At 63.9% G+C, this 24448-nt stretch carries 19 protein-coding genes; 8 read left to right on the forward strand and 11 right to left on the reverse strand.

The genetic code is table 11. The features are described 5' to 3' along the window. Nucleotides 1-71 precede the first annotated feature (71 nt). Nucleotides 72-596 carry a carboxymuconolactone decarboxylase family protein gene (locus AWB81_RS08320; RefSeq protein WP_062634061.1) on the forward strand — a complete coding sequence of 175 codons (525 nt, stop codon included), beginning with the start codon at nucleotides 72-74 and terminating at the stop codon, nucleotides 594-596. 60 nt (nucleotides 597-656) lie between these two features. Here AWB81_RS08320 and ispF read toward each other — a convergent pair whose 3' ends face one another. Further along, on the reverse strand, nucleotides 657-1148 hold the full coding sequence (gene ispF / locus AWB81_RS08325) for a 2-C-methyl-D-erythritol 2,4-cyclodiphosphate synthase (protein WP_062634063.1): 492 nt from the start codon (nucleotides 1146-1148) through the stop codon (nucleotides 657-659). Between the two features lie 24 nt (nucleotides 1149-1172). Then, on the reverse strand, nucleotides 1173-1889 hold the full coding sequence (gene ispD / locus AWB81_RS08330) for a 2-C-methyl-D-erythritol 4-phosphate cytidylyltransferase (RefSeq protein WP_062634065.1): 717 nt from the start codon (nucleotides 1887-1889) through the stop codon (nucleotides 1173-1175). 111 nt (nucleotides 1890-2000) lie between these two features. Here ispD and mfd point away from each other — a divergent pair, with 111 nt between their 5' ends. From mfd to AWB81_RS08345, 3 genes are all read left to right on the forward strand, one after another. After that, nucleotides 2001-5477, forward strand: a complete 3477-nt coding sequence (mfd, locus tag AWB81_RS08335) for a transcription-repair coupling factor (protein ID WP_062634067.1) — start codon at nucleotides 2001-2003, stop codon at nucleotides 5475-5477. Between the two features lie 392 nt (nucleotides 5478-5869). Continuing rightward, nucleotides 5870-7087: an acetylornithine deacetylase gene (gene argE / locus AWB81_RS08340; protein ID WP_062634069.1), complete on the forward strand. Its 1218-nt coding sequence runs from the start codon at nucleotides 5870-5872 to the stop codon at nucleotides 7085-7087. Nucleotides 7088-7110: 23 nt separating this feature from the next. Next, nucleotides 7111-8118: a threonine/serine dehydratase family protein gene (locus AWB81_RS08345; protein ID WP_062634071.1), complete on the forward strand. Its 1008-nt coding sequence runs from the start codon at nucleotides 7111-7113 to the stop codon at nucleotides 8116-8118. A 57-nt stretch (nucleotides 8119-8175) separates the two neighbouring features. Here AWB81_RS08345 and AWB81_RS08350 read toward each other — a convergent pair whose 3' ends face one another. From AWB81_RS08350 to AWB81_RS08365, 4 genes are all read right to left on the reverse strand, one after another. Next, nucleotides 8176-8994: an ABC transporter permease subunit gene (locus tag AWB81_RS08350; RefSeq protein ID WP_062634206.1), complete on the reverse strand. Its 819-nt coding sequence runs from the start codon at nucleotides 8992-8994 to the stop codon at nucleotides 8176-8178. Further along, a complete protein-coding gene (locus AWB81_RS08355; RefSeq protein WP_062634073.1) occupies nucleotides 8994-9920 on the reverse strand; it encodes an ABC transporter permease subunit in 927 nt (308 codons plus the stop codon). Before AWB81_RS08355 ends, AWB81_RS08350 begins: the two co-directional genes overlap by 1 nt. Beyond that, the gene (locus AWB81_RS08360) at nucleotides 9917-11083 is read right to left on the reverse strand and encodes an ABC transporter ATP-binding protein (protein WP_062634075.1); all 1167 of its coding nucleotides are present in this window, start codon (nucleotides 11081-11083) and stop codon (nucleotides 9917-9919) included. Before AWB81_RS08360 ends, AWB81_RS08355 begins: the two co-directional genes overlap by 4 nt. A 154-nt stretch (nucleotides 11084-11237) precedes the next feature. Further along, entirely contained in the window at nucleotides 11238-12341 is a 1104-nt protein-coding gene (locus tag AWB81_RS08365; protein ID WP_062634077.1) for a polyamine ABC transporter substrate-binding protein, read from the reverse strand. 611 nt (nucleotides 12342-12952) lie between these two features. Between AWB81_RS08365 and AWB81_RS08370 the strand changes: the two genes are divergently transcribed. From AWB81_RS08370 to AWB81_RS08380, 3 genes are all read left to right on the forward strand, one after another. After that, nucleotides 12953-14278, forward strand: coding sequence for an Nramp family divalent metal transporter (locus tag AWB81_RS08370; protein WP_062634079.1), 1326 nt, complete (start codon nucleotides 12953-12955; stop codon nucleotides 14276-14278). A gap of 267 nt (nucleotides 14279-14545) precedes the next feature. Further along, nucleotides 14546-15814, forward strand: coding sequence for a phospholipase A (locus tag AWB81_RS08375; protein WP_062634081.1), 1269 nt, complete (start codon nucleotides 14546-14548; stop codon nucleotides 15812-15814). Between the two features lie 57 nt (nucleotides 15815-15871). Continuing rightward, complete coding sequence (locus tag AWB81_RS08380) at nucleotides 15872-16075, forward strand: DUF1289 domain-containing protein (protein ID WP_062634083.1); 204 nt, start codon at nucleotides 15872-15874, stop codon at nucleotides 16073-16075. Here the strand turns inward: AWB81_RS08380 and AWB81_RS08385 are convergent, their stop codons facing one another. The 5 genes from AWB81_RS08385 to AWB81_RS08405 form a co-directional block, all read right to left on the reverse strand. Further along, entirely contained in the window at nucleotides 16076-17230 is a 1155-nt protein-coding gene (locus AWB81_RS08385) for an NAD(P)H-dependent flavin oxidoreductase (RefSeq protein WP_062634091.1), read from the reverse strand. 200 nt (nucleotides 17231-17430) lie between these two features. Continuing rightward, nucleotides 17431-19023, reverse strand: coding sequence for an ABC-F family ATPase (locus AWB81_RS08390; RefSeq protein WP_062634093.1), 1593 nt, complete (start codon nucleotides 19021-19023; stop codon nucleotides 17431-17433). Between the two features lie 198 nt (nucleotides 19024-19221). Then, nucleotides 19222-20670: a threonine synthase gene (thrC, locus tag AWB81_RS08395; protein WP_062634094.1), complete on the reverse strand. Its 1449-nt coding sequence runs from the start codon at nucleotides 20668-20670 to the stop codon at nucleotides 19222-19224. A 10-nt stretch (nucleotides 20671-20680) separates the two neighbouring features. Continuing rightward, nucleotides 20681-22003: a homoserine dehydrogenase gene (locus AWB81_RS08400; protein WP_062634096.1), complete on the reverse strand. Its 1323-nt coding sequence runs from the start codon at nucleotides 22001-22003 to the stop codon at nucleotides 20681-20683. 23 nt (nucleotides 22004-22026) lie between these two features. Next, entirely contained in the window at nucleotides 22027-23265 is a 1239-nt protein-coding gene (locus AWB81_RS08405) for a pyridoxal phosphate-dependent aminotransferase (protein ID WP_062634098.1), read from the reverse strand. A 543-nt stretch (nucleotides 23266-23808) separates the two neighbouring features. Here AWB81_RS08405 and AWB81_RS08410 point away from each other — a divergent pair. Beyond that, nucleotides 23809-24183 carry an Mth938-like domain-containing protein gene (locus AWB81_RS08410; protein WP_062634100.1) on the forward strand — a complete coding sequence of 125 codons (375 nt, stop codon included), beginning with the start codon at nucleotides 23809-23811 and terminating at the stop codon, nucleotides 24181-24183. Nucleotides 24184-24448 lie beyond the last annotated feature (265 nt).

Below are 24448 nucleotides of genomic sequence, written 5' to 3' on the forward strand. Positions count from 1 at the left end.
CCAGGCCCGCTATGCTTGTCCAGTCGATGAGCCAGCGGGCTTTTTCATCGGCATTCGCATAGGAGAAATCAATGGAATTTCTGTCTTCGATTAAAGAACTTATTCCCGATTACGCCAAGGACATCCGCCTGAACGTCGACGGCACGATCGCGCGCTCGTCGCTGGAAGGCAACGATGCGGTCGGCGTCGCGCTGGCGGCGGCCTATGCCGCGAAAGCGACGAAGATCGTGACCACGATCCGCTCGGCGGGCGTGCTGTCGCCGGAAGAGACGAACGCCGCGCTGACCGCCGCCGCCTTGATGGGCATGAACAACGTCTGGTATCCGTATCTCGAGATGGCCGGCAACGCCGACCTGAAAACCCAGCCCGCCGGCCTGCGCATGAACGCGTACGCGTCGCATGGCGGCGTCGACAAGCGGCGCTTCGAGATGTACGCGCTCGCCGCGTCGATCATCGGAAAGTGCCACTTCTGCGTGAAGTCGCATTACGAGAACCTGGTCGCGGAAGGCATGAGCACGACGCAGTTGCGCGACGTCGGCCGCATCGCGGCGGTAATCAACGCCGCGGCGCTCGCCATCGAAGCCGAAGCGAAGTAAGCCGCTTTGGCGGCCCAGATGCAAAAACGCCACGTCGGTTCGACGTGGCGTTTGCGCTTTTCAGTGATCGATCGAAGTCCTTCGCAGCAACACGGCCGCCTGCGCTTCGATACCCTCGCCTCGTCCGAGATAGCCGAGCTTCTCGTTGGTTTTCGCCTTCACGTTCACGCGATCGAGCGGCAGTTCGAGGTCGGCAGCGATGTTCGCGCGCATGCCTTCGATATGGGGCGCGAGCTTGGGCGCCTGCGCGATCACGGTGGAATCGACGTTGGCAATCGCGAATCCCGCCTCCGATACGCGCCGGAACGCCTCGCGCAGCAGCACGCGGCTGTCGGCGCCGGCAAATTCCTTCGCGGTGTCCGGAAAATGCCGGCCGATGTCGCCCATCGATGCCGCGCCGAACAGCGCGTCCGTGATCGCGTGCAGGAGCACGTCGGCGTCGGAATGGCCGAGCAGGCCGCGTTCGTAGGGAATCGTCACGCCGCCGATGATGAGCGCGCGCCCTTCCACCAGTTGGTGAACGTCGTAGCCCTGTCCGATTCTGAAATCCATCGATAAAACCCTGCTGTAAAGAGATTAGGACGCGGCGCCGAGCATCGCCGCGGCGAGCGCGAAGTCTTCCGGATAAGTGACCTTGAAGTTGCGCAGGCTGCCCTGGATGAGCCTCGGCGCATGGCCGAGCCATTCGATCGCGCTCGCTTCGTCGGTGAGATCGTGGCCGTCCTGCTGCGCGCGCTGGATCGCGTCGCGCAGCATGCCGAGCCGGAACATCTGCGGCGTCTGCGCCTGCCACAGGCCGTTGCGCGACTCCGTGCGGGCGATGCGCCCGGCTGAGTGCGCCTCGCCTTCGGCCTCGATCCGCTTTAACGTATCCGCGACCGGCAGCGCCAGAATGCCGCCGACGGCGTCGTCCCGCAGCTCCCCGACCAGCTTGCGGATCAACTCCGGCGTGATGCCGGGGCGCGCCGCGTCGTGGACGAGCACCCAGTCGTCGTCCTTCGCGCCGAATTCGGCGAGCGCGTGAAGCCCGTTGAACACCGACGCCTGCCGCGATGCCCCGCCGCAGCGCTGAACCGCGAAACGCAGGCCGGCAAAGCGGCGGGCATCGAAATGGGTGTCGTCGGGAGCGAGAACGACGAGCGTCTGCGAAAATTCGGAGCACGCATCGAATGCAGCAAGCGTATGACCCAGCATCGGGCGGCCGCCCACGGTCTGGTATTGCTTCGGCATCGGCGCGCCGGAGCGGCTGCCGGTGCCGGCGCACGGAATCAGGGCATAGAGGCGTGCAGTCACGAGTGGGAAATGTTGCCGAGTCAAAGTGAAGCACGGATTTTATAATAGGTCCTTCGCGACCACGCCGGTCCCGTGCACACTTTCGCGCACGAACGGTTCCCCGCACACCTTATGTCTTCAAAAGCCGTCACCTCGCAGTTCACTTCTCCCGTCGCCCTCGTCAAGGCCGGCCAGCGCTTCGTGTTCAATGGCGCCGTCGGCTCGTCCGATGCGCTCGCCATTGCGCGCTATCACTTGTCTCACCGCGAACAGGTGCCGCTTCTGACGGTTCTGTGCGCGAGCGCCGTCGACGCGCAGCGTCTCGCGGCCGAAATCCCCTATTTCGCGCCCGACGCGCGCGTGCGCCTCCTGCCCGACTGGGAAACGCTGCCTTACGACACGTTTTCGCCACACCAGGATCTCGTCTCCGAACGGCTGGCTACGCTGCACGATCTCGGTGAGGGCCGCTGCGACATCCTGCTCGTGCCCGCGACCACCGCGCTCTACCGGATGCCGCCGGCGTCGTTTCTCGCGGCCTACACGTTCTCGTTCACGCAGGGCGAGCGGCTGAACGAGGCGAAGCTGAAGGCGCAACTGACGCTCGCGGGCTACGAGCACGTGAGCCAGGTCGTGCGTCCGGGCGAATATTGCGTGCGCGGCTCGCTGCTCGACCTCTTTCCGATGGGCTCGCCGCTGCCGTACCGGATCGACCTTTTCGACGATCAGGTCGACTCGATCCGCGCGTTCGATCCCGACACGCAGCGCAGTCTTTATCCAGTTCGCGACGTGCGCCTGTTGCCGGGCCGCGAATTCCCGTTCGATGAAGCCGCGCGCACCGCGTTTCGCAGCCGCTGGCGCGAGGTGTTCGAGGGCGATCCGAGCCGCTCGTCGATCTACAAGGACATCGGCAACGGCGTGCCGTCGGCGGGCATCGAGTATTACCTGCCGCTCTTTTTCGACGAAACTGCGACCCTCTTCCATTACCTGCCCGAGGGCGCGCAACTGGTGTTCGTCGGCGACATGGACGCGTCGATCAAGCGCTTCACGAACGACACGAAGCAGCGCTACAACTTTCTGTCGCATGACCGCGAGCGGCCGCTCCTGGAACCGCATCGCCTCTTTCTCACCGACGACGACTTCTTCGCGTTCGCGAAGCCCTTCGCGCAGCTCAAGTTCCCGCCCGCGCCCGAAGGCGGCTGGGCGGCGCCGCTGCCGGGGCTCGCGATCGACCGCCACGCCGACGAGCCGCTCGCCGCGTTGCGCCACTATCTCGAACAGACGCCGAATCGCGTGATGCTCGTTGCCGAATCGGCCGGGCGTCGCGAGACGATCCAGCAGCTGCTCGCCGACAACGGCCTGCGTGGCGCATCCGACGACACCTTCCAGCAATGGCTAGCCGGCGACGCGAAGTTTTCGCTCGGCGTGGCGCCCCTCGCGAACGGCTTCGCGCTGCCGGGCGAGGAACTGGCGATCGTCACCGAGACGGAACTGTACGGCCCGCTTGCGCGCCGCGCGGGACGCCGCCGTCAGGAACAGGCGAGCAACGTCGATTCGATGGTGCGCGACCTGTCGGAACTGAAGCTCGGCGATCCGGTCGTGCACACGCAGCATGGCATCGGGCGCTACATGGGGCTCGTTTCGATGGACCTCGGCGAAGGCGAGACCGAATTCCTGCATCTCGAATACCAGAACGAAAGCAAGCTCTACGTGCCGGTCGCGCAACTGCACGTGATCTCGCGCTACAGCGGCGCGGACCCCGACAGCGCGCCCTTGCACGCGCTCGGCTCCGGCCAGTGGGACAAGGCAAAGAGGAAGGCGGCCCAGCAGATCCGCGATACCGCCGCCGAACTGCTCAATCTTTACGCGCGCCGCGCCGCGCGCTCGGGCTACGCGTTCAAGCTCGAACCACGCGACTACACGAAGTTCGCGGAAAGCTTCGGCTTCGAGGAGACGCCCGACCAGGCCGCGGCGATCACCGCGGTCATCGGCGACATGACGAGCGGCAAGCCGATGGACCGCCTCGTGTGCGGCGACGTCGGCTTCGGCAAGACGGAAGTCGCGCTGCGCGCAGCGTTCATCGCGGTGATGGCGGGCAAGCAGGTCGCGATTCTCTCGCCGACCACCCTCCTCGCCGAACAGCACACGCAGACCTTCACCGACCGCTTTGCCGACTGGCCCGTGCGCATCGCGGAACTGTCGCGTTTCAAGAGCACGAAGGAAGTCGGGGCGTCGATCGCGGCGATCAACGAAGGCACGATCGACATCGTGATCGGCACGCACAAGCTGCTCTCGTCGGATGTGCAGTTCAAGCGGCTCGGGCTCGTGATCATCGACGAGGAACATCGCTTCGGCGTGCGGCAGAAGGAAGCGCTCAAGTCCTTGCGCGCGGAAGTCGATGTCCTCACGCTCACGGCGACGCCGATTCCGCGCACGCTCGGCATGGCGCTCGAAGGCCTGCGCGATTTCTCAGTGATCGCGACCGCGCCGCAGAAGCGCCTCGCGATCAAGACCTTCGTGCGGCGCGAGGAAGACGGCGTGATCCGCGAGGCGATGCTGCGCGAACTCAAGCGTGGCGGCCAGGTGTACTTCCTGCACAACGAGGTCGAGACGATCGAGAACCGTCGCGCGATGCTCGAAGCGCTCGTGCCCGAAGCGCGCATCGCGGTCGCGCATGGACAGATGCACGAGCGCGAACTCGAACGCGTGATGCGCGATTTCGTCGGCCAGCGCGCGAACGTGCTGCTGTGCACGACGATCATCGAAACCGGCATCGACGTGCCGAGCGCCAACACGATCCTTTTGCATCGCGCCGACAAGTTCGGGCTTGCGCAGTTGCATCAGTTGCGCGGTCGCGTCGGGCGCTCGCACCATCAGGCGTACGCGTACCTGCTCGTGCACGATCCGTCCGCTCTCACGAAGCAGGCGCAGCGGCGGCTCGAAGCGATCCAGCAGATGGAGGAACTCGGTTCGGGTTTCTATCTCGCGATGCACGACCTGGAGATTCGCGGCACGGGAGAAGTGCTCGGCGACAAGCAGTCGGGCGAGATCCAGGAGATCGGCTTCCAGCTCTACACCGACATGTTGAACGACGCGGTCAAGGCGCTGAAGGAAGGCCGCGAGCCCGATCTCACCGCGCCGCTCGCGGCGACGACGGAGATCAACCTGCACGCGCCCGCGATCCTGCCCGCCGATTATTGCGGCGATGTGCAGGAGCGGCTCTCGCTCTACAAGCGGCTCGCGAACTGCGAATCCAGCGATTCCATCGACGGCATCCTTGAAGAACTCGTCGACCGCTTCGGAAAACTGCCGCCGCAGGCGCATGCGCTGGTGGAAACCCACCGCTTGCGACTGGCCGCGAAGCCGCTCGGAATTTCGAAGATCGATGCCGCCGAGCAGGTGATCGGGCTCCAGTTCATCCCGAATCCGCCCGTCGACGCGATGCGCATCATCGAGATGGTGCAGAAGCACAAGCACATCAAGCTCGCCGGGCAGGACAAGCTGAGGATCGAGACGCGCAGCCCGGATCTGTCGGTGCGGATCGCGACGGTGAAGGAGACGTTGCGGGCGCTCGGAGCGCCGGTGCGGCAGGCGGTGCCGGCGGCGCGGTAGGGTTTTACTTTGTCGACGGAACGAGAAGCCGGCACTTGATGGCCGGCTTTTTGTTTTGGGACGCGGATGCTGCCGGTATTCGTCGATTTCGATTGCATCGTAGCTAATCTGTGCGGCCCGCGAAGTCAGAAATCGTCAGCAATCCTCAAGTAATCTCGATCCAGTCTCGGACAACCGCCTTTCGAACAATGCCCACACTCCAAGTGCGCAGAATTTGCTCAACCGACAGCTCCGACTTCTGCCGCCAATCAGCACGACCGGACAAACCGAAGCCCGCTCGCCAAGCAGCGCCACGCCCGACGACATGAGTCCGGCCCCGCAGCAAATGCCCCTCCGACAAACCCGCCCCCAAACTTTTCGGTATGATCGAACTCTAATCAGCAGGAGCCAACATGTCCCACATCGCTGAACCGGCGAACACCGAAACCGCTTCTCCCGTCGCGCTTCCCTGGGTGAAGCGGCTCGTCTCCTTCGACACCGTCAGCCGCAATCCGAATCTCGGCCTCATCGAAACCGTGCGCGACGAACTGCGCGCCGCGGGCATCGAATCGACGCTTACCGTCGACGAGCGCGGCCAGTGGGCGAATCTCTTCGCAACCGTGCCCGCGCACGACGGCGAGACCAACGGCGGCATCGTCCTGTCGGGCCATACGGACGTCGTGCCGGTCGACGGCCAGGACTGGTCGAGCGACCCGTTCAAGCCGGAAGTCCGCGACGGCCTGCTCTACGGCCGCGGCACTTGTGACATGAAGGGCTTCATCGGCACGGCGCTCGCTCTGCTGCCGAAAATGCAGTCGACGAAGCTCGCCAAGCCGATCCACTTCGCGCTTTCCTATGACGAAGAGATCGGCTGCGCGGGCGCGCCGCTCATGATCAGCGACCTGCAAAAGCGCGGCGTGCGGCCGGACGGCTGCATCGTCGGCGAGCCGACCTCGATGCGCCCGATCATCGCGCACAAGGGCATCAATACGTACAACTGTTGCGTGCGCGGCTTCGCGGCGCATTCGTCGCTGACGACGCAAGGCCTGAACGCCATCGAATACGCGGCGCGCCTTATCTGCTTCATCCGCGACGTCGCCGACGAATTCCGCGCCAAGGGCCCGTTCGACGAGCTTTACGACGTGCCCTTCACCACCGCGCAGACAAGCACGATCAAGGGCGGCAACGCGATCAACACGGTACCGGCCGAGTGCAGCTTCCAGTTCGAATTCCGCAACCTGCCGACGATGGACCCCGAGAGCGTCTACCGCCGCATCGAGGCCTACGCGCGCGAGTCGCTCCTGCCGAAGATGCAGAAGGAGCACGCCAACGCGGCGATCGAGTTTTCGAAGATCGCGTCGGCGCCCGGGCTCGACGCGTCCGAGCAGGCGGCGATCACGCAGCTCGTGCGCGCGCTCACCGAGAACCAAGACAAGCGCAAAGTCGCCTACGGCACCGAAGCCGGCCTTTTCGCGCTCGCGGGCGTGCCCAGCATCGTGTGCGGCCCCGGCAATATCGAGCAGGCCCACAAGGCGAACGAATACGTGTCGCTGGAACAACTCGCTGCGTGCGAGGCGTTTATCGGCAAGTTCATCCACAGCATGTCGGTCGACGCCCAGGGCGTCCGCTGATCCACTTACACCGTCAAGCCGCCATGTCCGCCGCAAGCCAGCACACCGACCACACGATCGACGGCACGCCGATCCCGACCCTCGACGACATCGCCGAGCAACACATGGCACTCGCGCCGTGGGTGACGCGCACGCCGACTTTCGAGCGCCACGACTTCCCCACGCTCGAAGGCACGCCGGTCACCTTCAAGTTCGAGCTGCTGCAGGCAAGCGGCACGTTCAAGGCGCGTGGCGCGTTCTCGAACCTGCTCGCGCTCGACGCCAGCGAGCGCAGCGTGGGCGTGACCTGCGTATCGGCGGGCAATCACGCAGTGGCGGTCGCGTACGCGGCGATGCGCATGGAGGTCGGCGCGAAGGTGGTGATGATCCGCACCGCGACCCCGACGCGTGTCGCGCTTGCCCGGCGCTATGGCGCGGAGGTCGTGTTTGCGGAAAACGGCGCGGAGGCATTCGAGATCGTGCGCCGGATCGAAGCCGAGGAAGGCCGGTTCTTCGTGCATCCGTTCAACGGCTACCGCACCGTGCTCGGCACGGCGACGCTCGGCTACGAATGGACATCGCAGGCGCCGGACCTCGACGCGGTGATCTTGCCGATCGGCGGCGGCGGCCTCGCGGCAGGCGTATCGACGGCGATGCGGCTCGCGAATCCGTCGATTCATGTGTATGGCGTCGAACCGGCGGGTGCGGACGTGATGAGCCGCAGTTTCGCCGCGAAGCACACGGTGAAGATGGGTGCGATGCACAGCATCGCCGATTCGCTGATGGCGCCGCACACCGAGGAATACAGCTACGAGCTGTGCCGGCGGCATATCGATGAAATCGTGACGGTCACCGATGCGGAGTTGCGCCGCTCGATGCTGCAACTTTTCAATGAGCTGAAGCTGGCCGTTGAGCCGTCGTGCGCGGCGGCTACGGCCGGGTTGCTCGGGCCGCTGCGCGAGCGACTGCAAGGCAAACGCGTGGGCGTGCTGCTGTGCGGGACAAATACCGATTCGTCGTCGTTTGCGAGGCATATTGCCAGCGCAACGTGAGATGCGCTTTCGCTGGCGTTCGGGTGACATGCTCGCCTCCCGAGCGCCAGAGAAACGTCAGACCAAACACGCCATCTTCCGCCGCTCATTGCGCTGCATGAAGTAATTCGCCGCAATCACGCCGACGGTGACAAAAGCGATGAACAAAGTCGCGAGCGCATTCATTTCCGGATTGAGCCCAAGCCGCACGCGCGAAAACACGACAAGTGGCAGCGTGGTCGACCCCGGCCCGGAAAGAAACGCCGAAAGCACCAGATCGTCGATCGAAAGCGTGAACGACAGAAGCCACCCGGCCACGAGCGCCTGTGAAATCAGCGGCAGCGTAATCGAGAAAAACACCCGCAATGGTGTCGCGCCAAGATCGAGCGCGGCTTCCTCGATCGACCGATTCAATTCCCGGACCCGCGATTCCACGATGATCGCGACATAGGAAATGCACAGCATCACATGCCCGATCCAGATCGTGAGTAATCCGCGCCCGGCAGGCCAGCCGAGCACCTTCGCCATTTCGACGAAAAGCAGCAAGAGCGAAATGCCCTGAATGACTTCGGGAATTACGAGCGGCGCATTGATCATGCCGGAGAAAAGCGTGAATCCGCGAAACCGTCCCATGCGCGCGAGCACGAATCCCGCCCACGTGCCAATCACGACCGACGCACATGCCGTCAAAACCGCGATTCGCAGCGAAAGCCACGCGGCATTGATCAGTTCCTCGTCCTGCCATAACGCCTTGTACCAGCGCAGCGAAAACTCGGTCCACACGGTCACGAGCTGCGACTCGTTGAACGAATAAACAATCAGGCTGATGATCGGGATATAAAGAAACAGAAACCCGATTCCAAGCGACGTGAACTGGAGCGAACGACTCGGCTTGATCATCGCCGTTCCTCCAGTTGCTTCGCTTGATAATGCTGGAAAAGCGCCATCGGCACGAGCAGGAGCAATACCATCGCGCAGGTGACCGCGGATGCCATCGGCCAGTCGGCGTTATCGAAGAACTCGTTCCACATCACGCGGCCGATCATCAGCGTATCCGCGCCGCCGAGCAATTCCGGAATCACGTATTCGCCTACCGCCGGAATGAATACGAGGAGACAGCCCGCGATAATCCCGTTTTTCGACAGCGGCAAAGTGATCTGCACAAAAGCCTTCCACGGTTTCGCACCGAGATCGTAAGCCGCTTCGAGCAAGGTCAGATCCATTTTCACGAGATGCGCGTAAAGCGGCATTACGAGAAATGGCAGATACGAATACACCATGCCGATATACACCGCGATATTCGTGTGATAAAGCTCGATCGGCGACTGAATCAGCCCGATCGACATCAGGAAATTATTGAGCAGCCCGTTGTTCTTCAGAATGCCGATCCACGCATAGACGCGAATCAGAAACGAAGTCCAGAAAGGCAGCATCACCGCCATCATCAGCAGATTGCGCTTCTCCGGATTCGAGCGGGCGATGTAATACGCCATCGGATAACCGATCAGAAGACACAACACCGTCGATACCGCCGCCACCAGCAGCGAATTCATATAGGTGGCGAAATATAGGCTGTCGGTGAAAAGGAACAGGTAATGCGAGAAATCGAGCGCGATACTGAGCACGCCCTCCTTCATCGCGACGAGTTCGGTATAAGGCGGAATCCCGAGTCGCGAATCCGCGAAGCTGATCTTGACGACCAGCAGGAACGGCACGAAGAAAAAGAGCAGCAGCCAGACGAACGGGCCGCCGATCACCGCCGAGCGTCCGGTGAACCCGAGCCGCCTCCACGGCGTCACGACGAGATCGAGCACGCGCTTCATGACGTCAGCACCACGCCGGCCGAGGCACTCCAGCGCACGTAGACTTCGTCGTCCCAGGTGGGCGAGTCGATTTCGCCGAGCGCGAGGCTCGACACGCTCGCGACCACGGTCTTGCCGCTGTCGAGCTTGACGTGATAGAGCGAATAGCCGCCCATGTACGCGATGTTCGACACGGTGCCGCGTCCCCAGTTGTACGCGCCTTCGGGCGGCTTTCGCATCAACGCGATGCGCTCGGGGCGCACGGAGATCGTCACCGGCATCCCGAGCGGCCCGGTGATGCCGTGGTTCACGTAGAGGCGCACGGGCAACTCGGGCGACTCCACGAAGACATGGTCCGGCTCGTCCTCGACGACGTTGCCGTCGAACAGGTTCGTCGAGCCGATGAATTCCGCCGAAAAACGGCTGTTCGGGAATTCGTAAACCTCGTGCGGCGTGCCGAGCTGCACGATCTGGCCTTCGCTCATCACGGCGAGGCGGTCGGCCATCGTCATCGCTTCTTCCTGGTCGTGCGTGACCATGATGCAGGTCACGCCCACCTGATCGAGTATGTTCACGAGTTCGATCTGCGTGCGCTGGCGGATCTGCTTGTCGAGTGCGGACATCGGCTCGTCGAGCAGCAGCAGTTTCGGCCGCTTCACGAGACTGCGCGCCAGCGCCACTCGCTGCTGCTGGCCGCCCGAAAGCTGGTGCGGCTTGCGGTTCGCGAAACGTGCCATCTGCACGAGTTCAAGCGCGCCGTGCACGCGATCCTTCAGTTCCGCGCCGCGCACGCCTTCCTGCTTCAGCCCGAACGCGACGTTCGACTCCACCGACATGTGCGGAAAGAGCGCATACGACTGGAACATCATGTTGGTCGGCCGGCTGTACGGCGGCATCTTCGCGAGGTCAACGCCCTCGATCAGGATCTGCCCCGACGTCACGGTTTCGAGACCCGCGAGCATGCGCAGCAAGGTCGACTTGCCGCAACCGGAACTGCCGAGCAGCGCGAACAACTCGCCCTTCTTCACCGACAGGTTCACGCCCTTCACGGCCACCGTCTCGTCGAATTTCTTCACGACATCGACGATCTGCACAAAATTGTCCGTGCCGGCGACGGCCGGACTGGCCGGCTGCGGCCTGCCGGAATTAGGCGCTGCATGCACTGCGCTCGACTGCTCACTCATGATTGCCTGCTCGACTCCTGCGATATTCGTTCTGCGCTGACGTTTTCCGCCGGGGACGCGCAGCAATCCATCGTCCCGGCGACGAACAAAGCCCCCGGCGGTCCAGGGGCTTCGAGTTTTACACCGACTTATGACGGTTCAGGCGTCATCCAGTCTACCGGCCGGACTTGAATTCGGTCCAGAGCCGCGTCTGCAGCCGCTGGATCTCCGGCGGCAGCGGCTTCAGCAGGAACAGCGTCTTCACGACGTCCTGCGGCGGATAGACGGCCGGATCGTTCGCCACGTCCTTGTCGACATACTTGCGCGCTTCGGCATTCGCACTCGGGTAGTAGACCGTGTTCGTGATCGCGGCGTGGACCTGCGGCGTCTCGATGTAGTTGATCCATTCGAGCGCGGCTTCCTTGTTCTTCGCGTCCTTCGGAATCGCCATCACGTCGAACCAGACCGGTGCCCCGCCCTTCGGGATGTAATACTCGATCTTGAACGCCTTCTTCGCGTCGACCGCGCGATGCTTCGCGATCACGACGTCGCCCGACCAGCCGTACGCAAAGCAGATGTCGCCGCCGACCAGATCGTTAATGTAGCCGGACGAATTGAACTGCCTGATGTACGGGCGGATCTTCTTGAGCATCGCGAGCGCGGCACGATAGTCGGCCGGGTTTGTGCTCATCGGATCCTTGCCGATGTAATGCAGCGCGGCGGCGAACATCTGGTCCGGCGCGTCAAGCACCGAGACGCCGCAGGCCTTCAGCTTCGAGATGTTCTCGGGCTTGAAGAGGATGTCCCAGCTGTCGAGCGCGACGCCGCTGCCGAGAAGCTGCTGCGCCTTCGTCACGTTGTAGCCGAGGCCGGTCGTGCCGTAGGCCCAGGGCACCGTGTACTTGTTGCCCGGATCGGCGCCCTCGACGAGCTTCATCAGATCGGGATCGAGATACTTGAGGTTCGGCAGCTTCGACTTGTCGAGCGGCGCGAAGATGCCCGCGGCGATCTGCTTGCCTGCGTAGTTGCTGGTCGGCACGACGATGTCATAGCCGGAATTGCCCGTGAGGAGCTTGGCCTGAAGGGTGTCGTCGCTGTCGTAGTTGTCGTACTTGACCTGGACGCCGGTTTGCTTCGTGAAGTTCGGGATCGTGTCCTTGGCGATGTAATCCGACCAGTTGTACACGTTGAGTTGCGTGTCCTTCGCGGATGCCGCCGCCGGGACCAGCGCTGCGGCGCAAGCGACCAGTCCGGCCAGGACCGCCAATTTTTGTTTCATCTCGATTCTCCGTCGTTCGACTTTCGACCGCGTCACGCCGCGCGGATCGCCGCCTCTTGATCCGGCTGATCCGCGGCTCCCTTTAAAAACCCGAAAACTACCATTAAACAGCGGTGGGACAAAAAACAATTGCCGCCTGTCGCGCGAAATTCACAGCGGCCGCGCGCACCGTGCACGCTCGCAATGGCGCTCGCCCGGGCGCCTGAGCGCGAGTCGCCGGCGCATCGCCGACGGTGATCGGGCCCCGCGAGAAGCGGCGCAATTTTAGCCGTTAAATCCGGCGCGCGACACAGGCAGAAACCACACTCGCATCAATGAATCCAGATACCCGTTCGCTGCGTAATGCGAATATCCGTCTTTGGAAGTCGCGGGCCCTCTGGCGAGTCTTGTATTTGAAGCCGGCCGGGCCTTGACGGGATCGAATAGCCAGGCGGAACAGTCGTTGCTGAGCCATTTCGGATGCGCGCCGCAGGTCGGGCGCGCGCAGGACGGGCAGCGCGCATATCCGCGCTGCCCGACGCGGGCGGCAAATGCAATGGCTCACAGAGCGCTGCCGCCCACCTTTGACGTGCGCCGCAGTCCGTTGCAGCCATTCCAGGCCAAGATCCGCGATGAACACCAATCCGTCCGCCCTCACGCCGTGCCCCGCCGAGCGACCGTCGTCCGATCGCGAATTGCGTGAGGGCCGACGCCCGCATGCACCGCGCGGACGGTGGTTCTCGTTCGTCGGCGCGGGCGCGCTCGTCGCGGTTGGCTACATGGACCCCGGCAACTGGGCGACCGCGCTTAGCAGCGGTGCCAAATACGGCTACCGGCTCCTCGGCGTCGTGCTGCTCGCGAGCCTGATGGGCATGTTGCTGCAATGGGTGGCGTCGCGGGTGGGCGTCGTCACCGGGCGCGACCTCGCGCGCCTGTGCCGCGAGCGTTTCAGCCGCCGTACGACGCTTTTTCTCTGGATCACCTGCGAGATCGCGATCATCGCGTGCGATGTCGCTGAAGTCGTCGGCAGCGCGGTGGCGCTCCAGTTGCTGCTCGGCGTCTCGCTGACGGCCGGCGTCCTGATGTCGGCCGTCGCCACCTTCGCGATGCTCGCGCTGCAATGCCGCGGCCGCCGTCCGCTGCAGATGTTCATCTCCGCGCTGATCTTCTTCATCGGCTTTTGCTTCGTCGTGGAACTGGCGCTTGCCAAGCCGGCCTGGCACGAAGCACTCGCCGGACTCGCGCCGCCGAAGGAACTCGTGCGCGACGCCGGGATGGTCTGGCTCGCGGCCGGCATCCTCGGCGCGACCGTGATGCCTCACAACCTCTACTTGCACTCCGCGCTCGTGAAGGACCACGCGCCCGGCGGCGACGACCGATCGGTTGCGGCGGCGCTCTACGGCGTCAACATCGATACCTTCGCGTCGCTCGCGCTGGCTTTCACTGTGAATGCGTCGCTGCTGATCGTGGCGGCGGCGGTGTTTCACGCGAGCGGCCACGTCGACGTCGAGGATCTCGCCGATGCTCACCGGCTGATCGCTCCGCTCGTCGGCAACCAGTGGGCGAGCATCTTCTTCGCCGCAGCGCTGCTCGCCTGCGGGCTGAACGCCACGGTCACCGGCACGCTCGCCGGCCAGGCGGTGATGGAAGGCTTCCTGCGGCTGTCGATTGCGCGCTGGGCGCGAGCGCTCCTCACGCGCGGACTCGCGATCGGGCCGGCACTCGTCGCGGTGAGTGCGTTCGGCGAACACGGCTCGAATCAGCTGCTCGTGGCGAGCCAGGTCGTACTCACGCTGCAGCTTCCGCTCGCCGTCATTCCGCTCGTGCGTTTCGCGTCCGACGCGGGACTGATGGGCCGCTGGCGCGTCGCGCGCGTGCCGCTCGCGCTCGCGTGGGGCTGCGTGGGCGTAATCGTCGCGCTCAACGGCGCGCTGCTGTGGCAACTGGTTATCAGCTGAGAGCCGCGGATGAAACCGGCTAAGCGCGCGTGGCTTATTGACCGTTCCGCGCTGGCGTCTTAAGCACGTTTACAATTACATTTTTCTTGCCATATTGCCGGGAAGAGGACACGGCGGCGCGCCCTTCAGCGATATTCACTGCCTGAGCAGAAACTGGACACTGACTTCCGCGCGCGTCCATGGGTCCTGTTAAAAATCGGTTGAAACTCATTGAATTCAATGAGTTAGACGAGCCTCCGGCATCCCATCAATCAGGACGATCGTTTCATGGCCCGAGGCCCTTTGCATTCCAGAAAGCTGTCCATCCGACGCGTGGCGGTCCTCGCTGCACTTGCAGCCGCGCTCTGCTCTGCGAGCCTCGCCCATGCGACCGTCGCCGTATTGCAGCCGGTGCGCGAAGCCGCCGCGCAGCAGCCGCTGGAACTGACGCTGATGTACACCGCCGACGACGGCAAGCCGCTCGTCGTCGAGGTGCCGAAGCAACTGACCGTGACGCTGACCAATGGCGACCTGCCGCCGCAGCCGCTCGCGCTGATCCGCGAGGCCGCCGTGCCGGACCGCCTGCAACTGCGCGCCGGGCAGTATCGGCGGGTACGCTTTTCGGCACCGTGGCCCGATTCGGCACGCGGCACGGTCAAGATCGATCCGGTTGGCTTCGATTCGTCGCCGATGCTCGTGACATTGAATCGCGGCGAGAACCAGGCGCAGATCGTCGCCGCCGAGCGTGCCGAAACGCAGGCCGCGACGCCCGCTCAACTGGCCAGCGCATCAGCCGCGGCAAACGCGACCGCCGTGCCGACCACGACCACCGATCGCATGCTCAGCGGCCGTCTTTCGACCTTCGAGCCGATGTATTTCGGCGACGGCCAGAATGGCGACAACCTCGCGAAATTCCAGTTCAGCTTCAAGTACCGGCTGATGCTTCCCGACGACCCGCGCTCGCGCAGCATGCTCGACAACCTCTATTTCGGCTACACGCAGACATCGATCTGGGACTTGTCGGCCGATTCCGCGCCGTTTCGCGACACGAGCTATCAGCCGCAACTGTTCTACTACCTGCAGGACACGGGCTGGAAGAGCCCGTTGTTCACGCGGATGGGCATCGCGGCGGGCTTCGGCCACGAATCGAATGGCAAGAGCGGCGACGAATCGCGAGCGATCAACATTGTGTTCGTGCGCCCGACGTGGGATTTCGGCGACCTGAATTCGAATCACCTGACACTTTCGCCGAAGTTCTATTACTACCTGACGAAGACAGGCAACGAGGATATCGCCGACTATCGCGGCTACGTCGACTTCCTGGTGAAGTACGGCAGCCCCGATGGCTGGCAGCTCGCGACGACCCTGCGAAAGGGCACCAAGCACTGGTACGGTAGCATCGACTCGCAACTGACGTATCCGCTCGCGAAGCTGATCGGCAGCGCGTGGGGCGGCTATCTGTGGATCGGCTACTTCAACGGCTATGGCGAGGACATCCTGGATTACAACCAGCGCAATCACTGGATCGCGCGGATCGGCTACAGTATCGCGCGCTAAAAGCTATTTTTCGACGCGCCCGCCGCCGTTCGTGGGGCAGGCGCCAACAGGTTTCCTATGTCATCGAATCTTCACGACTTGCCCGACAGCCCGTGCATCGGCGTCTGCTCCACGCTCTTCGACGACGTCTGCAAGGGCTGCGGCCGCACGGCGGGCGAAGTATCGAACTGGGTATTTCTCTCCGACCAGGAAAAACGCGCGATCTGGGTGCGCATCACGCGCGAGGGAACTGCGATGCGGTTCCGCAACGACCGGCTCTGATCAGGCGGCCGCCGGCCGCGTGGCCCCGAGCAGGAGATCGAGCAGTTCGCGCACGCTGCGGATCGCCGATCCGAACGGCAATGCCTCGCGCCCGCGAAAGAACAGGCCGTTCGCGACATCGCCGCGCAAGGCGGCAGAAAGGCGCGTATCGATGCAGAAGTGCCCGAATTTCTCGATGCCGTCGCGCAGTCCGCACACCGCCAGACAATCGAGCCCGGTCGGACAGACCTGCTTGCGCGCGCCGATCTTGGTGCGGATGCGCTCCTCGTTGCGCAGATAGCGCATGAGCCACGGCGTCTTCACCGCGCGCGCGGGAAGCCCGGTCACGCTGACAAAATCGACGATGTCGTCCGGCTCTGCTTCGGCCAGGATGCGCTTGAAGTTCGGGTGCGCATCGCCCTCCTCCGTGACGGCGAACGGCGTGCCGAGTTGCACGCCCGCCGCACCCGCCGCGAAACACGCCCGCACTGCTTCGTGGCTGTTCACCCCGCCCGCGACAATCAGGGGAATGCGCGTGCGTTCGATGCCGAGCGTATCGAAGGTCTGCATCGTTTCCGCGATCACGCGAGCGAAGTCGAAGCGCGCGTCCGGCACGTCGGCGAGGTGCGCGACGCCGAGATGGCCGCCCGCGTGCGCGGGATGCTCGATCACGATGGCGTCGGGCAGGCGGTTCTTCTTCAGCCACTTCTTCAGCACGAGCGCGATGCCGCGGCTGTCCGACAGAATCGGAATCAGCGCGATGTCGATGCCCTCCGTGAGATCCGGCAGGTCGAGCGGCAGGCCCGCGCCCATCACGATCGCGTCGGCGCCGCTCTCGCACGCGGTTCGCACCGACGCGGCGTAGGAGCTGACCGCGCGCATCACGTTGACGGCGATCATGCCGCGCCCCTCGCTCAAGCGCTTTGCCGCACCGATTTCGCGTGCGAGCGCTTCCTGATTGGCCGCTTCGAGCGTCGCGCGGGCGGGGTCCGCCTTGCAGCGCTCCAAAAGGTCCGGGTGATGATGGCGCAGGTCGATGCTCGCGATCGTGCCGAGCGCGCCCTCCCTGGCAACGGCACCCGCCAGGCGATGCGCCGAGATCCCGACGCCCATTCCGCCCTGCACGATGGGCAACAGCGCGCGGCCGCGGATGGTCAGCATGGGAAGCGTGGTCATTGATGGATGTCCTTCGATGGATTCAGGTTTGGGGAGTCTGATCGAAGGGACCGCGCGCGAAATTGAGATAAATCAAGGAACCGGTCATCGCGGCACGCTGGCCGCGATGACCGTCCGCGCTGAAGTCTCAGCGCAAAAGCAAAACGGCCCGCTTCGTCGGAAGCGGGCCGTTTTGAGGTGCGGCTATGTCGGGCAGACGATTATTGAATGCCCTGGCTCGTCAAAAACTCCTCGTACGTGCCGCCGAAGTCATTCAGCGTGCCGTTCGTGCGCACTTCGATGATGCGATTCGCCAGCCCGCTCACGAACTCACGGTCGTGCGAGACGAAGACCAGCGTGCCCTCGTACTTTTCGAGCGCGATCTGCAGCGACTCGATCGACTCCATGTCCATGTGGTTGGTCGGCTCGTCCATCAGGAGCACGTTGTGGCGGCCGAGCATCAGCTTGCCCCAGATCATGCGGCCCTTCTCGCCGCCCGAGAGCACCTTCACCGATTTCCTGATGTCGTCGGCGTTGAAAAGCAGGCGGCCGAGCGTTCCGCGCACCATCTGGTCATCGTCACCGTCCTGGCGGTACTGATCGACCCAGTCGGTGAGCGTCTCGTCATTCGGGAACTCTTCGTACGTGTCCTGCGGCATGTAGCCGACGTTCGCGTTCTCCGCCCACTTGACCTTGCCGCCGTCGAGCTGGATCGCGCCCTTCAGCGACTTGAGCAGCGTGGTCTTGCCCGCGCCGTTCTCGCCGATGATCGCGATGCGCTCGCCCGGCTGCACGCTGATGCTGAAGCGCTCGAAGATGGTCCGGTCGTACTTCTTCGTGATTTCCTCGGCAACCACCGCGATGTTGTGCAGCTTCTTCTCGAAGTCGAAGCGGATAAACGGATTCTGGCGCGACGACGGCTTGAATTCCTCGATCTTGATCTTCTCGATCTGCTTGGCACGGCTCGTTGCCTGACGCGCCTTCGACTTGTTCGCCGAGAAGCGGCGCACGAAGTCCTGCAAATCGGAGATGCGGTCCTTTGCCTTCTGGTTCGCGGCCTGCTGACGTTCCTTCGCCTGCGTGCTCGCGAGCATGTAGTCGTCGTAGTTGCCCGGATACACCTTCAGCGTGCCGTAGTCCATGTCCGCCATGTGCGTGCAGACCTGGTTCAGGAAGTGCCGATCGTGCGAAATGATGATCATCGTCGAGTTGTACTGGTTCAGCACGTCTTCGAGCCAGCGAATCGAGTTGATGTCGAGGTTGTTGGTCGGCTCGTCGAGCAGCAGCACATCGGGCTTCGAGAAGAGCGCCTGTGCGAGCAGCACGCGCAGCTTCCAGCCGGGTGCGACGCTGCTCATCGGGCCGTTGTGGTCGCCGATCGCGATGCCGATGCCGAGCAGCAGTTCGCCCGCGCGCGCTTCGGCGGTGTAGCCGTCGTACTCGGCGAATTTTGCTTCGAGTTCGGCGGCGCGCATGTAATCGTCGTCAGTGGCGTCGGGGTTTGCGTAGATCGCGTCGCGCTCGGTCATCGCGGCCCACATCTCGGTGTGGCCCATCATCACGACGTCGAGCACGCGCATGTCTTCGTACGCGAACTGGTCCTGACGCAGCTTGCCGAGACGCACGTTCGGCTCGAGCATCACGTTACCGGAGCTCGGTTCCAGGTCGCTGCCGAGGATTTTCATGAAGGTCGACTTGCCGCAGCCGTTCGCCCCGATCAGGCCGTAGCGATTTCCTTCCCCGAACTTGACCGAAATGTTCTCGAAGAGGGGCTTCGGCCCGAATTGCATGGTGATATTGGCAGTAGACAGCACAGCGCGTCCTTTTGAATGGTGTACGGCGAAAAACCGGATATTTTAGCAGATTTTGAAGCGATTTGCGGACTCGTCCGATGGCGGCGAAGTCGAGGCCGTCTGCCGGGACTTGCGAGGCGCGGGGAGCGCCGCCGCTCAAGCGAAACGGGGCGCGGCAGATGCGCCGCGCCCCGTAATTCCGCCCGATCCCACCCCGATTCAGTTCGTGCGATCGGCGATATACGCCTTCACGACGCCCGCGTCAGCAGGGACGATATCGAATCTTTGTGGCAGTTTTTCAAGCCCGACGAACGCGGCCGGCCGCTCCGGCTCGCGCAGGAGCGCCTCGCGGATCGTCTCGCCGAACTTGATCGGCTGCGCGGTTTCCAGCACGATCATCGGCACGCCCGGCTGAAGATGCTCGCGCGCCACTTTCAGGCCGTCGGCCGTGTGGGTGTCGATCATCGTGTCGTAGCGCTGAAACACGTCGCGGATCGCGTCGACGCGATCCGCGTGGCTGCTGCGCCCCGAGACGAAGCCGAATTCCTGCACGCGCGCGAAATCGCCGCTCGCCGCGAGGTCGAAGCCGCCCTTCTCCTCGACGTCGCGGAACAATTGCAGCACGCGCGCCGGATCGCGCCCGAGCAGGTCGAAGACGAAGCGCTCGAAATTCGACGCCTTCGAAATGTCCATGCTCGGGCTCGTCGTGTGATACGTCTCGCTAGCGTCGCGCACGCGATACACGCCGGTGCGGAAAAATTCGTCGAGCACGTCGTTCTCGTTCGTCGCGACGACCAGCTTTTCGATTGGCAGGCCCATCATCCGCGCGATGTGCCCGGCGCAGACGTTGCCGAAGTTGCCCGACGGCACGGTGAACGACACGCGCTCGTCGTTGCTCGTCGTCGCCGCGAAATAGCCCTTGAAGTAGTACACGACCTGCGCGACGACGCGCGCCCAGTTGATCGAATTGACCGTGCCGATCTTGTGCTGCGCCTTGAACGCGTGATCGTTGGAGACGGCCTTCACGATGTCCTGGCAGTTGTCGAAGTTGCCCTCGACCGCGAGGTTGTAGATGTTCGGGTCCTGCAGCGAGAACATCTGCGCGGTCTGGAAGGCGCTCATCTTCTTGTGCGGCGAGAGCATGAACACGCGCACGCCCGCCTTGCCGCGCATCGCGTATTCGGCGGCGCTGCCGGTGTCGCCCGAGGTCGCGCCGAGAATGTTCAGCGTCTCGTCGTGTTTCGCGAGCGTGTATTCGAACAGGTTACCGAGCAACTGCATCGCCATGTCCTTGAAGGCGAGCGTCGGTCCGTTCGACAGTTCCAGAAGCGACAGCGGTGCCCCGTTCTCGACGCCAAGCGTCTTCAACGGCGTGATCTGCGTGGCGGCTTCCTCGTCGCGGACGTTGCTGTAGACCTGCGCCGTGTAGGTCTTGCTCGTGAGCGAGCGCAGTTCGTCGGCGGGAATGTCGCCGGCGAATTTCGACAGCACCTCGAACGCGAGATCCGCGTACGAGAGCGTGCGCCAGCGCGCGAGTTCGTCCGCGGACACGCGCGGATACTCGGCGGGCAGATAGAGGCCGCCGTCCTTGGCAAGCCCGCCGAGCAGGATGTCGGAAAACGTGTGGCGCTCGCCGAGGCCGGCGCCGCGCGTCGAGATGTAGTTCATGAGTCCAGTCCTAGTTCAGCGCTTCCATGCGCAGCTTCGTCACTTTCGACACGACCGTGGACAGTGCCTCGATCTCGGCGATCGCCGCGTTCAGGTTCTTTTCGACCGTCTCGTGCGTAATCAGGATGATGTCAGTCTCGCCCTTGGTCGAGCCTTCTACCTGCTCCGATTCCTTCTGAAGCAGCGCGTCGATGGAGATGGCCTTGTCCGCGAGAATGCGCGTGATGTTGGCGAGCACGCCCGTCACGTCCGCGACGCGCAGGCGCAGGTAGTAGCCGCTCGTGACGTCGTCGATAGGCAGGATCGGCGTGTTCGACAGGCTCTCCGGCTGGAACGCGAGATGCGGCACGCGATGCTCCGGGTCGGCCGTATGCAGGCGCGTGACGTCCACGAGATCGGCGACGACCGCCGACGCCGTCGGCTCGGCGCCCGCGCCCTTGCCGTAGTAGAGCGTCGTGCCGACCGCATCGCCGTGCACGACGACCGCGTTCATCGCGCCTTCCACGTTCGCGAGCAGGCGCTTTTCCGGAATCAGCGTCGGATGGGTCCGCAGCTCGATGCCCTTGTCCGTACGCCGCGCGATGCCGAGCAGCTTGATCCGGTAGCCGAGTTCCTCTGCATAGCGGATGTCGATGGCCGACAGCTTGCTGATGCCTTCCACGTACGCCCGTTCGAACTGCACCGGCACGCCGAACGCGATCGCGCTCATGATCGTGACCTTGTGCGCGGCATCGACGCCTTCGATGTCGAAGGTCGGATCGGCTTCCGCGTAGCCCAGCTCCTGCGCCGCCTTCAGGGCGGTCGCGAAGTCGAGGCCGCGGTCGCGCATCTCCGAGAGGATGTAGTTCGTCGTCCCGTTGATGATGCCCGCGATGTACTGGATACGGTTGGCCGTCAGCCCTTCGCGCAGCGCCTTGATGATCGGGATGCCGCCCGCGACCGCCGCCTCGAACGCTACCATCACGCCCTTCGCACGCGCAGCCTCGAAGATCTCGCTGCCGTGCACGGCGAGGAGCGCCTTGTTGGCCGTCACCACGTGCTTGCCGTTCGCGATCGAGCGCAGCACGAGTTCGCGTGCGAGCCCCGTCCCGCCGATCATCTCGCAGACGATGTCGATGGAAGGATCGTCGACGACGGCATTGAAGTCGTCCGTCACCGCGATGCCGGCGTCCGCCGCGGCCTGCGCCTTGGCCGGCGTGCGCACGGCGACGCGCGACACTTCGATGCCGCGCCCCGCGCGGCGTTTGATTTCTTCCTGGTTGCGGCGCAGTACCGTAAAGGTGCCGCTGCCGACCGTGCCGAAGCCCAAGAGTCCAACTTTGATCGGTTCCATGCAGCGTGATTCTTATAGAAGGGTTAAGCGGAGTGACGTTTGCGATAACCGTCGAGGAAGCGCGCGATGCGATGAATCGAATCCGCGAGGTCGTCGACGTTCGGCAGGAACACAACGCGGAAGTGGTCCGTCGTCGGCCAGTTGAAGCCCGTGCCCTGCACGAGCAGCGTGCGCTCTTCGAGCAGCAGGTCGGTGATGAACTGCTGGTCGTCCTCGATCGGGTACATCTTCGGATCGAGTTTCGGGAACATGTAGAGCGCCGCCTGCGGCTTTACGCAGGATACGCCCGGAATCGACGTGAGCATGTCGTACGCGAGTTCGCGCTGCTTGAAGAGCCGGCCGCCCGGGAGGATCAGTTCGTTGATGCTCTGGTAGCCGCCGAGCGCCGTCTGGATTGCGTACTGGCCGGGCACGTTCGCGCACAGGCGCATCGACGCGAGGATGCCGAGCCCTTCGATGTAATCGTTCGCGCGGCGCCGGTTCTCCTCGATCAGGCCCGAGATGAACATCCAGCCCGCGCGGTAGCCGCACGAGCGATAGCTCTTCGAGAGGCTGTTGAACGTGACGGTCAGCACGTCCTCGGAGAGCGCGGCCATCGACGTATGCGTCTTGCCGTCGTAGACGATCTTGTCGTAGACCTCGTCGGCGAAGATGATGAGGCCGTGCTCGCGCGCGATCGCGATCAGTTCGAGCAGCAGTTCGTCCGAATAGAGCGCGCCCGTCGGATTGTTCGGGTTGATGACGACGAGCGCCCGCGTATTCGGCGTGATCTTCGCGCGGATGTCGTCGAGATCGGGCATCCAGCCCGCGCCTTCGTCGCAGATGTAGTGGCGCGGCGTGCCCGACGACAGGCTCACGGCCGCCGTCCAGAGCGGGTAGTCCGGCGCGGGCAGCAGCACTTCGTCGCCGTCGTTCAGGAGCGCCTGCATCGCCATCACGATGAGTTCCGAGGCGCCGTTGCCGATGAAGATGTCGTCCAGTTCGACGCCTGTCACGCCCTTTTGCTGCGTGTAGTGCATGATCGCCTTGCGCGCGGCGAAGACGCCCTTCGAGTCCGAATAGCCCGATGAGTTCGGCAGGTTGCGGATCATGTCCTGGATGATCTCGTCGGGTGCGTCGAAGCCGAACGCGGCCAGATTGCCGATGTTGAGCTTGATGATCCGGTGGCCTTCCTCTTCGAGGCGCTTCGCGTGCTCGAGCACGGGCCCGCGGATGTCGTAACAGACGTTCTGCAACTTGTTGGATTTGAGGATCGGTTTCACGGCTGGCTGCTCTGGATGGTCAAGCGGACTGGTCGGCGTTCGTCCGGCGGCGGTTTTCGCGATTATCGGCGGTGCGGCGGCGGATGGCGCGGCGGCATCGGGTGGAATTTTAAGCGACGGCGGCCCGCCCCGCGACCGTTTTCGGGCCGATCCGGGGTCCGGGCGGTGCGAGCGCCGCTAGACCTGGACGGACGAAGCCGGAACGTACGGGAACTCTGGCGACCCCGGCTCGGGGTAATCGGGCGGCCAAGGCTTGCGCGACGGCGCCCGGCCCCGCTTGGGGCGCGACCGGCCGAGGATGTCGGACGGCGAAGCCAGGCGATTGCGTGTCGATGGCGGCTTGTGGCGGCGCGGCGAGTGCAATTGATGCCGGTCGAGCGGTCCCGCCGGCTGAAAAGTTATAATTTAGCGGAATATGACCGAGTTCCGCAATGCACCAATCGCAGGCCGATCGCACGCTCCGGCGCCCATGCCGGGAGGATCGGCTGCTGCGCGAACGACCGTCTTCTCTTCCCGCCACACTCGCCTGTCGGAATTAACGTCTTGAAACTACACCAGGAATCCAGCGGCGCGCTGAATACGATCACGAGCTACGGCGACGGCTACGTCGCGATCAATCTGAAACGGCACGAGGGCAGCATCATCGTGATGCCGGAGGCTCCGGTCATCCAGTGGCCCGTGTCTTCCTTCGAGGCGCTCGCGCCCGAACATTTCCAGGCGCTCATCGAAGCCGCGCCGGAAGTGGTGATCTTCGGCAGCGGTTCGCGGCTGCGCTTTCCGCATCCGCGTCTGACGGCCGGGCTCGCGAAACACCGCATCGGCGTGGAAACGATGGACTTCGGCGCCGCCTGCCGTACCTACAACATCCTGATGTCGGAAGGCCGGCGCGTCGCCGCGGCCCTGCTGATCGAGGCCTGAGAGCCCGACCGGGCGCACTGCTCGCCGATATCCAGGCACCGCGCCGCGCTGCCTTTGTCGTCCGGATAGACGAAATCGGGGCCGCAGTGCGGTAAACTCGCGGCCGTCGCGCGGAGTGCCGCTCCATCGCGCCCGTCGCGTCGCGCATACGGCCTGTTGCCCGACGAAAACGCCGATGAACCTTCACGGCCCGTACAGCACGAACCCTGTGGCCGGACCTCATCGTTCGCGGGCGTGCGCCGCGCGGCTGCGCCCCGATGGGCGT

This window comes from Caballeronia arationis (genome assembly GCF_001544975.2).
GTDB classification, from domain to species: domain Bacteria; phylum Pseudomonadota; class Gammaproteobacteria; order Burkholderiales; family Burkholderiaceae; genus Caballeronia; species Caballeronia arationis.